General features: G+C 61.3%; 9 protein-coding genes (1 of these 9 cut by a window edge). 7 read left to right on the forward strand and 2 right to left on the reverse strand.

Translation table 11 applies throughout. From position 1 onward, the window contains the following. The 7 genes from FVQ81_09975 to FVQ81_10005 all read left to right on the forward strand — a co-directional run. On the forward strand, positions 1–1,642 hold a 1,642-nt coding region (locus tag FVQ81_09975), incomplete at its 5' end, for an aconitate hydratase (protein MBW7996872.1). Between the two features lie 10 nt (positions 1,643–1,652). Next, complete coding sequence (locus tag FVQ81_09980) at positions 1,653–3,056, forward strand: aspartate ammonia-lyase (protein ID MBW7996873.1); 1,404 nt, start codon at positions 1,653–1,655, stop codon at positions 3,054–3,056. A 393-nt stretch (positions 3,057–3,449) separates the two neighbouring features. Further along, positions 3,450–4,091, forward strand: a complete 642-nt coding sequence (locus tag FVQ81_09985; GenBank protein MBW7996874.1) for a cobalamin-binding protein — start codon at positions 3,450–3,452, stop codon at positions 4,089–4,091. 39 nt (positions 4,092–4,130) lie between these two features. Further along, positions 4,131–6,137 carry a DUF4445 domain-containing protein gene (locus FVQ81_09990; protein MBW7996875.1) on the forward strand — a complete coding sequence of 669 codons (2,007 nt, stop codon included), beginning with the start codon at positions 4,131–4,133 and terminating at the stop codon, positions 6,135–6,137. Between the two features lie 29 nt (positions 6,138–6,166). Continuing rightward, complete coding sequence (locus tag FVQ81_09995) at positions 6,167–6,973, forward strand: methyltetrahydrofolate cobalamin methyltransferase (protein ID MBW7996876.1); 807 nt, start codon at positions 6,167–6,169, stop codon at positions 6,971–6,973. A gap of 79 nt (positions 6,974–7,052) precedes the next feature. Next, entirely contained in the window at positions 7,053–8,027 is a 975-nt protein-coding gene (locus FVQ81_10000; protein MBW7996877.1) for an endonuclease, read from the forward strand. Positions 8,028–8,077: 50 nt separating this feature from the next. After that, positions 8,078–8,551, forward strand: a complete 474-nt coding sequence (locus tag FVQ81_10005) for a hypothetical protein (GenBank protein ID MBW7996878.1) — start codon at positions 8,078–8,080, stop codon at positions 8,549–8,551. Between the two features lie 701 nt (positions 8,552–9,252). On the opposite strand, the gene FVQ81_10010 is transcribed toward FVQ81_10005, so the two are convergent. Together FVQ81_10010 and FVQ81_10015 are read right to left on the reverse strand one after the other, a co-directional pair. Continuing rightward, positions 9,253–10,902 carry a hypothetical protein gene (locus tag FVQ81_10010; GenBank protein ID MBW7996879.1) on the reverse strand — a complete coding sequence of 550 codons (1,650 nt, stop codon included), beginning with the start codon at positions 10,900–10,902 and terminating at the stop codon, positions 9,253–9,255. A 211-nt stretch (positions 10,903–11,113) separates the two neighbouring features. After that, positions 11,114–11,269, reverse strand: partial view of a glycoside hydrolase gene (locus tag FVQ81_10015; protein ID MBW7996880.1) — the final stretch only. 1,434 nt of this gene lie beyond the right edge of the window; only the last 156 of its 1,590 coding nucleotides appear in the window; its start codon lies beyond the right edge, outside the window; it ends in the stop codon at positions 11,114–11,116.

Below are 11,269 nucleotides of genomic sequence, written 5' to 3' on the forward strand. Positions count from 1 at the left end.
CAACGGGATCTGCCATCAGGTGCACCTCGAGCGGTTCAGCTCGCCGGGCAAGGTCCTGCTCGGCTCCGACAGCCACACTCCCACCTGCGGCGGGGCGGGCATGCTCGCTATCGGCGCGGGCGGGCTGGATATCGCCGTGGCGATGGCCGGCGGGGCGTTCCATCTCAAGTGCCCGGTCGTGGTCGGTGTCAGGCTGGAGGGCAAACTCACCGGCTGGGCCAGCGCCAAGGACGTGATCCTCGAGGTACTGCGCAGAAGGACTGTCAAGGGCGGTGTCGGGAAAATCTTCTGTTACCACGGCCCCGGCGTGGAAAACCTGGACGTGACCCGGCGGGCGACGATTACCAACATGGGCGCCGAGCTGGGTGCGACCACCAGTATTTTCCCTTCGGACCACCTTACAAAAGCGTTCCTGGAACTCCAGCAGCGCGGCGGCACCTGGAGCGAACTGCTGCCCGATGGCGACGCGCAGTACGACGATCTGGAAGTGATCAACCTGAGCGAACTCGAGCCGCTGGTGGCGATGCCCCATTCGCCGGACGCAGTGGTGCCCCTGGCCGAAGTGGCCGGGACCAAAATCCAGCAGGTCTGTGTCGGCAGCTGCACCAACAGCAGCTACCACGACCTGATGGTGACCGCCGCAATAGTCAAGGACAAGAAAAGCCACCCGGATGTCAGTTTCGCGGTCACTCCCGGCAGCCGCCAGGTGTTCGAGATGATCGCCACCAGCGGGGGACTCAAAGAGCTGATCGGCGCTGGCGCCAGGATTCTCGAAAGCGCCTGCGGACCATGTATCGGCATGGGCCAGGTGCCATCCACCGGCAGCCTCAGCGTGCGCTCGTTCAACCGGAATTTCAAGGGCCGCTGCGGCAGCACCGAGGCCGGCGTGATCCTGACCAGCCCCGAAATCTGCGCCCTGGCAGCGCTCGAGGGCGAATTGCCCGATGTCTCCAGGCACGGCGATCCTCCCTCGGTGGCGCCCGCCACTGAAATCATTATCGATGACGGGATGATTGTCCCGCCGGCCCCGGAGGGTGAGGAAGTGGAGGTTGTCCGCGGCCCGAATATCAAACCCTGCCCGGTTAATGAAGAGTTGCAAGATAAAATATCCGGACCGGTCCTGCTCAAAACCGGCGACAATATCACCACCGACGATATCATGCCGGCCGGAACCAAGGTGCTGCCCCTGCGCTCCAATATCCCGCGCATCAGCGAGCACGTGTTCAGCCAGCTCGACCCCACTTTTCCCGCCCGCGCACGGGAACTCGGCGGCGGCATTGTGGTGGGCGGCAACAACTACGGCCAGGGTTCCAGCCGCGAGCACGCGGCTATCGCCCCGATGTACCTCGGGCTGCGCGCGGTGGTGGTCAAGAGTTTCGCCCGCATCCACCGCTCGAACCTGATCAACTTCGGGATCCTGCCGGTTGAGTTCGCCGACGAGGCCGACTACGACAAGATCGACCAGGGCGACGAGCTGGAAATAGGTGGTGTGCACGATGCGGTGCAGGGCGGCACGGCGGAAGTGCCCATTACCAATAAAACGAAGGGTTCGGGTTTCAAGGGCCGGGTGGAACTGAGCACCTACGAACGCGAGGTGATCCTGGCCGGCGGACTGCTCCCCTTTACCAGGAAACAAGCCTGAGAGGTCAGCTGTGGATTACCGTATCGAGAAGGACTCGATTGGTGAGGTCAAAGTTCCGGCCGATAAGTATTACGGCGCCCAGACCCAGCGCGCGGTGGACAATTTCAGCATTTCCGGCCGTACGCTCCCTCCGGAAATGGTCTGGGCGGCGGCCACGATCAAGAAAGCAGCCGCGATTGTCCATGGTGAACTGGGCCTGATCGACAAGGAAGTGGCCGGGGCGATCAGCTCCGCCGCCGACCGGGTTATCGTCGGGGAACTCCGCGACAATTTCGTGGTCGATATCTACCAGGCCGGCGCCGGAACCAGTTTCCACATGAATGTCAACGAGGTGATCGCCAACCTGGCCGAGGAATCCCTGGGCGGCGAGCGCGGAAAGTACGAGCGTGTCAGCCCCAACGACCATGTCAACATGGGCCAGAGCACCAACGACGTTGTCCCGACCACGATCCGGCTGGCCTGCCTGCGGGTCAGCCGGGAACTGATCCCGGCGGTCAATGAACTGGCCGCCGCGTTCGCCGGCAGGGCAGAGAAATTCAAGGACGTTGTCACCACCGGCCGCACGCACCTCCAGGACGCCGTGCCGATCAAGCTCGGCCAGGAGTTCGGCGGCTGGGCCCGGACTCTCAGGAAACAGGCCGGAGGGATGACTGCCTCGTTCAACCGCGCCGGAGTGCTGGGCCTGGGCGGCAGCGCGGCCGGCACGGGGCTCAACGCCCATCCCGAGTACCAGCAGCGGGTGGTCGGCTTGCTGCGCCAGCTCACCGGTTTCGACCTCTCGGCCGACGTGGACCTGTTCGCCGCGATGAGCAGCATGGACGTGTTCGTCGATATCGCCGCCAGGATGAAAGGCCTAGCCACGGAGCTGCTGAGGATTTCCAACGACCTGCGCCTGCTCTCCAGCGGACCGACGAGCGGAATCGCCGAGATCAAACTGCCCGAGTTGCAGCCCGGCAGCTCGATCATGCCCGGCAAAGTCAACCCGGTGATCCCGGAGATGACCGCGATGGTCGCCTTCCAGGTAATCGGCTACGAGACCACTGTCAGCTACGCGGCCCAGGCCGGGCAGCTGCAGCTCAACGTGATGATGCCGGTGATCGGCTACAGCGTCCTGGAGTCCGCCAGGATCCTGACCAACTGCGCCCGTCACCTTAACGAAAAATGCGTGGCCGGGATCGAGGCCGACCGGGAGCGCTGCCGGATCTATTTCGAGACCAGCCTCGGAACGGCCACCGTGCTCAACCCGGTGATCGGCTACCTCAAGACGGCCGAGGTGGTCAAGGAGTCGCTGAAAACCGGGCGCTCGCTGAAAGAAATTATCATCGAGCGTGGCATCCTGACCGAAGAAGAGCTCAAGAAAGCGCTGGACCCGGACCGGATTACTGTCCCGGGAATTTTGAAAAAAGAGGATTGATTCCAAAAAGATTACAACCCCCTGTCTCCCCCTTTGCTAAGGGGGACTTAAAGCGTTGCCTTTCCTGATTCAGCCGGCTTTGCTTTAAATTGATGGGCCGGGCACGTGAAATTCCCCCTTAGAAAAGGGGAGTGGCCCCGATAAATCGGCGGCGGGGGCGAGTTCGCCGCCCTGATGGCCGCCCTGGGACCGCTCGGGAAAAACTGACGCCTTTGAGACCTGGAACAGAAACAGCAAAAAAAGCTGGCGCGTCTCTTGACAGACTGTTAAGTATGAGCCTTGATTTCCATAAGAAAAAAATGCATGCCCAAGCCGCGGTTAAATTTGCGGCCGCCGTTACTGAATATCCTTTCTCTGTTTCTTTCTGAATGCCATGTCGCACGGAGGTAGCCGATGGCGCTGATCGAAGATATCCGCAACGCGCTGATAGTGGGCAACGCGCCCCTGGTAAGTGAACTGACGCAGAAAGCTGTCGACGAGGGGACCGCGGTCCTGGAGATTCTCAACGACGGCCTGGTGGCCGGGATGGATATCGTCGCAGCCAAGTGGAAGGCCGGTGAATACTATATCCCCAACGTGCTGATCGCCGCCCGGGCGATGAAGCAGGGAATGGGCATTATCAAACCCAAGCTGCTCGAGGGCGACTACAAGGCCAAGGCGATCGCTGTGGCCGGCACGGTCAAGGGCGACCTCCACGATATCGGCAAGAACCTGGTGGTGATGATGATGGAAGGCGCGGGGTTCGAGGTGATCGACCTCGGCACCGACGTGTCGCCGGAGAAATTTATCGAAACCGCCAAGGAGAAAGATGCCGACCTGATCATGATGTCGGCCCTGCTGACCACCACGATGATGTCGATGAAAGACGTCGTGGCCGCGCTCAGGGATTCGGATATCGCCGGCAAGGTGAAAACCATGATCGGCGGCGCACCGATCACGGAGAAGTTCGCCGAGGAAATCGGCGCCGACGGGTATGCGGCCGACGGCAGCAGCGCGGTGGAAAAAGCCAAGAAGCTGCTCGGGATCGCCGCCTGAGGCGCTCCTCGAACCGCTCGGCCAACGAACCGGTATGCGATGCCGGGCTGCTCCACGCGGGCGGCCCGGCATTTTACCAACTCCGGGAGCGCTCCTTCTCCACCACCGGCGCCACTCCCGGTTTCAATCTTCCGGCCCACAGCCGCCGGAGGACAGCTCATCATGACAAAACCTGACAAGCTGATAATCACCTTCCTCCCCGCGGGCGAAACTGTCGCTGCCGACCCCGAACGCAGCCTGCTCGATCTCGCCCGGGACATGCGCCTGGGCCTGGACTCCCCCTGCGCGGGCCGGGGTGTCTGCGGACGCTGCGCCGTGCGGATCGACAACGGCGAGCGCACGCCGGTATCTCCAGAGGAACGCCGCCATCTGTCCCCCGCCCGGCTCGATTCCGGCTGGCGCCTGGCCTGCCGTCAGCGGGCCGACCGCAGCCTCACGGTTCATCTGGATCAGATATCTGCCTTCGACGGACAGGCGAAAGTGGACCTGGCCGGACTGGAGCGAGTTGACGCCTCTCCCTCGGGAGTACCGCGTAAAGTGCTATTTTCTCCCCGCGCAGCCACGCTGGACAATCTGGATGCGGCCCTGCGCCAGGCCCTGCGCTCCGTCCTCCCGCCGGGCGCCGTTACCCCTGTCGATGCCGCGGTGATGCGGGAATTCGCCGGGCTGGTGACCGGCGGCGAGAAATCGATCACCCTGATCGCGGACGGCGGCTGCCTGACCGGCTGCGAGCCCGGCGACACGACCGCTGAAATTTTCGGTGCGGCGGTGGATATCGGCACCACCACCGTTGCGCTCTACCTGGTGGACCTCTCAACCGGCCGGACGGTGGCGACTGTAGCCTGCGCCAACAGCCAGGCGCCCTACGGCGCTGACGTGATGAGCCGGATCTGCCATTGCCACGACAGCGAAGGCGGACTGGACCGGCTTTCAGGGCTGGTTCGCGAGGACCTGGCCGGCCTGGCCGACGAGGCCTGCCACCAGGCCGGGACATCACCGGAACGACTTTACCGCTGGACGCTGGTGGGCAACAGCACGATGCACCATCTCTTTTTCGGTATCGACCCGCTGCCGCTCGGACGCTCGCCGTTCCTGCCGGCTGTCAACGGGCCGACTTCGTTCAGGCCCGCGGATTACGAACTTCCCTCCTCGAAGTTCGCAACGGCAAAATACCTGCCGATCGTGGCCGGGCATGTCGGCGCGGACACTGTCGGGATGGCGCTGGCCGCCGGACTGGACAAGGCCGATACCCTTACCCTGGCTATCGACATGGGCACCAATGGGGAGATCGTGCTGGCCGACGAGCACGGGCGGATGATCTGTGCATCCACCGCCGCCGGTCCGGCGTTCGAGGGCGTGAAGATCATGCACGGCATGCGGGCCGAGCCCGGCGCTATCGACAAGTTCTGGCTGGAGCCGGACGGAACTCCCGGCTGGCATGCAATCGGAGATGAAGCCGCTGCGCGTGGCATCTGCGGCTCGGGTCTGATGGATATCGCCGCCGAACTGCTTCGCGCCGGAGTGATAGACACCAGCGGCCGGATGCTCCCGCCGGAGCAGCTGAGCGGTCATTCAATGGAGAAGCTGCCGGACCGGATTGAGCCGGGTCCCCACAACCAGCGCCAGTTTGCGATTGCGGGCGATGGAGACAATAAGGTTGCGTTGATCCAGGCCGACATTCGCGAGCTGCAGCTTGCCTGCGGGGCGATCGCCAGCGGGGTCAGGATCCTCCTTCGCAGGCTGGGCCGCAGTCCCGAACAGATCGGACGGGTGCTGCTGGCCGGCGCATTCGGGAATTATATGAACCCGGCCAGCGCTCTGGCGGTAGGCATGGTGCGTGACGTGGACCTGGAGATTGTCGAACCGATCGGTAACGCCGCCGGTATTGGCGCGCGGATGGCCCTGATCGACAACTCCCAGTTCGAGCACGCCTGCCGGATCGCCGGGACGCTGGAATTTGTCGAACTGGGAGCCGAGCCGGACTGGAACGACCAGTTCACCGACTCGATGTTCCTGCCGGAACCGGAAAAAACATCGAAACAGTAACCCGACAGCAAAAGACCACAGGAGAAAAAATGCTGATTATCGGTGAGCGGATCAACTCCAGCCGTAAGCGGATCACACCGGCGGTGGAAAACAGGGATGAGCAGTTCATTATCAACGAGGCGGGGATGCAGTTCGAAGCCGGCGCTGACTATGTGGATGTCAACGCGGGCACGTTCGGGCCGGACAAGGAGCCGGAACTGCTGTGCTGGCTGGTACAGACTGTCCAGGGCGCGCACGATTGCCGCCTGAGCCTGGACAGCCCCAATCCCGCTGCAATCGAACCGGCCCTGAAGCTGCACAAGGGCAAGGCGATGATCAACTCGATCTCCCTGGAAAAAGCCCGCTACGACAGCCTGATGCCGCTGGTGCGCGACCATGGCGCCGACGTGATCGCGATGTGCGCCGACGACGAGCACGGCATGCCCACCGACCTGGAAACCAAGCTGCTGGTAGCAGGCCGTCTGGTGGAAAAACTCACCGGCGACGGGATTCCGCTGGAGAATATCTTTGTCGATCCGCTGGTTTTTCCGATTGCCACTGACAGTTCCTACGGCAACGTGGTGCTGGGCGCAATCGAGCAGATCATGGCGAAATTCCCCGGCGTGCACACGATGGTGGGCTTGAGTAACGTGAGCCACGGCCTGCCGTTCCGCTTCCAGATCAACCAGATGTTCCTGGTGCTGGCCATGGGCCGCGGGCTGGACGGAGCGATACTCGATCCCACCGACAAGCGCCTGATGGCCGACCTGCTGACAGCCCAGGCCCTGCTTGGCCGCGACGAGTTCTGCATGAACTATCTCCAGGCTCACCAGGGCGGCAAACTGGACCTGGACTGAGCCGGACAGGTGATAAGATAGATCTAACGAGTTTTTCGGATTTTCCCATCTGTCCCACCAGGAAACCGGAGTACCGGCCATGCCCCACGACCTGTTCAGCCCTCCCCCGGCGGTGCCCAACGAGCTTGACCTGCTCCGCAGCGCTCTCGACAACCGGATCCCCGCCAAAAGCGACGGTCACAACCTGTTGATCGCCACCTGGAATATCTGCGCGTTCGGCAACCTGACCAAGAACTGGACCGACGAAGCAGACAACAGCCCCAAGCGCAACTTCCGCTGGCTGTATTTCATCACCGAGATCGTCCGGCGCTTCGATGTAGTCGCCGTGCAGGAGGTGAAAAACAACCTGCGCGCTATCCGCTACATGATGAAGCTGCTGGGGCCGCAGTGGGGCTTCCTGCTCACCGATGTGACCCTGGGCGACAAGGGCAACGGCGAGCGGCTGGCGTTCGTGTTCGACACCACGCGGGTGCGGCCCTCGGGGCTGGCCGCCGAGATCGTGATCCCGGCCGGCGACCCCGACTACCTGCCGGCCAACCTGTTCCAGCGCCAGTTCGTCCGCACGCCCTACGCGGCCAGTTTCAGCGCCGGCGGGCGGACTTTCATCCTGGTGACGCTGCATGTGAACTACGGCGACGACAAGAGCGACCGGATTGACGAGCTGCGGGCGATTGCCAACTGGATAAGCCGCTGGGCGGAGAACAGCTACCGGTTCGACCATAATTTGATCGTGCTGGGTGATTTCAATATCGACCGGATGGGCGATGAGCTGTACGAGGAGTTTATCGCCCGGGGGCTGACAGTCCCGGACTCGCTGCTGGACCAGCCCCGTACGATTTTCCACCACCGCGACAAGCCGGAGAGTTTTACTTTCTACGACCAGATAGCCTGGTTCACCGGCGCCCACGAGGCGCGGCTGAGCCTGGATTACCGGGGCGGGGGCAATTTCGATTTCAAGCACGATTTCGTCAGGCACGTGCAGCATATCTCGAACGTGGGGCTCAAGTTCCGGATGTCGGACCACTACCCGCTGTGGGTGGAGTTTGGGGTTTGAATATCGTTTAATTAATACCAACCAACTCGCAACTCATTCTGGGAGCAAGAATGACCTTCAAAAATGGATATGAAATTAACCTCTTCGTTTTCTCATCTAAAAATTTAACCAATATTTGGGCTGGCATTGGGGCAAAGTTATGGGCCGTTTCCCAAAGAAAGGGAGGATATAAGCAAGCAATTATTACTAATTCAAAAAATATGAAAGTGGGGTCGTTGGGGTTACTTTATTGTTCTGCTAGAAAAGCCTTTACTACTCCTTTTTTAGTTACATCAAGGCCTGATTGTGAAAAGATTGTCAGTGATATTTGGCCTGAAAAATGGATTCTTCCTTTTGGCATTTATCCCCTTGGCTCTCCTAACAAAGTTTTCACCACTACAGAAGCATATGATAAATTATCCCTTTTAAAAAACGTGGGGAATATTAGCCACAAAATTCATTTTCAACCAACAACCGTTTTTCAACCAACCAAGATTACAGAAACAGATTGGTCAATCATATTTAATTCTTTATTTTGTGAATAATTTGAATAATTATGGACACACCCCGTCCCCGGCTCGCCGGGGACACCCCTCTCGAGAGGGGATTTATTACTGCTCTCCCAAACAAAAACTCAAAATCCGGGTAACCAAAGTTTTTACTCCCCTCTAACAAGAGGGGACACAGGGGTGTGTAAAACCGGGCGGACACATGGGTCCGCCCCTACGACCTCTCTGAAACTCGGATTGCCTGATCTAGGGGCGCACCCGCGTGTGCGCCCGCCTTTCCACGCAGGAATTCTACAAAACTAATCCCCCTCGGTCCCCCTTTTTCAAAGGGGGAGGCGCTCTTAATAATCCTTTTGCAAAGAAAAAGGCGCTTCTACCCCCCTTCAGCAAAGGGGGGCCAGGGGGGATTCGGTTTTTCTTTGCGGCATTTCATGACACACCCCGTCCGCTGCGCGGACACCCCTCTCAAGAGGGGACTTACATATAATGCCGTATTCACTTCCCGCCGTACGGCGGCTCGCCCAGCCCCCTCACCCGCACCTGGAGCACCTGCATCGCGCCGGTAAAAAACGGGCGGACACATGGGTCCGCCCCTACGACCTCTCTAAAACTCGGATTGCCTGATCTAGGGGCGCACCCGCGTGTGCGCCCGCCTGCACAGCCGACACACCCCGTCCGCTACGCGGACACCCCTCTCAAGAGGGGACTTTCATGCAATACCGCTGCTGGCAGTGTATTCACTTCCCGCCGTACGGCGGCTCGCCCAGCGGAGTAACCCGCACCTGGAGCACCTGCATCGCGCCGATGGACACCGGGAGGCCGTCGATCAACTGCTGGCCGCTGAATATTTTCTGCTCTCCGCCCGCGATCTCGACTTCGTAGAGCTGGTTGCGCTCGACTGTGTACCACTCCGGCCACTCATTGAGGCGGGGGTAGTTGACACTCATGTTCCAGTGCTCGCGGTGGCGCGGGTAGTCAAAATGGACCACCCCGCTCCAGGGTTTTTCACTTTCCACAGCCAGTACCAATGTATCACCATCCAGCGTCGCGCCCAGGGCCAGGTCCTCCCGCCAGCGTTCCAGCCAGCAGCCGCCCGACTGCATCAGGGCGTACATCAGCGCGGTGCGCACGTAGTTGCCGTCGCCGTACCAGTCCTCCACGATCCCGTCGCTGTGCTGGCGCGCCAGGAAGCGCGTGACCGCTGCATCCATCACCGCCTCGGTGCGCTCATCCGGCAGACGGTTGAGCAGCACAATCGCGCTCTCGATAGCATCGGAGTAGGCGTTGGAACCCCAGTCGCGGCCGCCGCCGTCGGGGTCGTCGAGATAGGCCGGCTTGCCGGTCACGGCCTCCAGGGCGCGCTGGACAGCGGCCAGGTACCTCTCGTCCCCGGTGATCAGATAGGTGGTATAAACCGCGTTGAACAGGTAGCCCCAGCAGTGGGCGTGCAGCGAATCCTTCGGCGTACCGTCCAGGTTCGCGCTCATGATCCAGACCCCGTCGGCGTTGAGCCCCACCTCAAGCAGCCGGTCGATCAGCGAGGCCAGCGGCCGGACAAACTCATCGGCACGGGGATGATCGTTCTCCACCAGGTACAGCACCAGCTCGCTCAGCCCCCCGGCGATCTCGTTGCCGTGGTCGTTGAAGTGGAATTCATCCCGCGCCGGCCTCCCGCTCCCGATATCCCATTCATCCGCCGGCAGTCCGCCGGAGCCGGGGATCACCTGCTTGAAATAGAAATCTGCGATCTTCAGCGCGCTCTCCACGTACCACGGGTCGTTGGTGCGCCAGGCCAGCCGGGAGAGCACCTGGAGGAACTCGCCGTTGACCTCGGTGGTCCGGCTCGGCACCCGCCCGAACCTGCTGGTGTATGGCGACTGGGCGATCATGTCCTCGGCGATCCCGGCCAGGCGGTCGTAAAACGCCGGGTGGTTCAGGTACTCCACCAGCGGCAACAGGCCGTCCTTGGCGTACTCGCAGGAGCCGAAGATGATCCGGTCCAGATTGATTTCCTCGTGCTCGAAGCCGCCCTTGGCTTTGACGTTGTCCGAAAGCCAGCTCACCCTCGTGCTGTGCCGGATCTCGTCGCGAAGAAGCGCCATCATCTCGCCGCGGAACCGCTCCGGCTCCAGCATCCACGCGCAGATCGCGAGGTAAGGAAAGAGGTCTGCGGCCGAGTCGCGGATGTACCAGGTGTCGTTCCCGCCCGAGCGCGGCAGGAGACCGGTATTTTCGCTGCGGCGGGCCATCCAAGCGTCGGTCACACTTTTGCTGCGCACCAGCGCCTCATTGGCCCGGCTGCCCCTGGCCCGGGCTGTTTCCAGCGGCCCGGCGAAACTCTGAACGGCAGTCAACAGCACAAAAAGAATCACTGCAAAATTTCTCATCTCCGCTCCTGTCTTATCGTTTCCCGCCTGCTTGATCCCTGCTGATAAAGGTTTAACTACCGGGCGGGCGGCGCGCGCATTTCAATGCGCGCGGACGGCGCGGGCTATGCCCGCCAGCCGGCCGCCTGGGCGAATGCCCAGGCGCCGCCCGCCCCTGTCAGGGTTCCTTCAAGTTTCAATCATATCTGAAATTCCGGGACAACTCTTCATTTCATCCGGTTGGCGCTCTCATGCAGCACCGTATGTTCCACGCCAGATGCGAACTCGAACTTCTCTCCGGAGATAGCACTGAGGTCGTTGGCGACAACGCTGACATTTTCCGTCCCTTTCTCCAGGCGGATGAAAGTGCGACTGTTCTGGTCGGGTC

It is taken from the genome of Candidatus Glassbacteria bacterium (genome assembly GCA_019456185.1).
Classification (GTDB): domain Bacteria; phylum Gemmatimonadota; class Glassbacteria; order GWA2-58-10; family GWA2-58-10; genus JAJRTS01.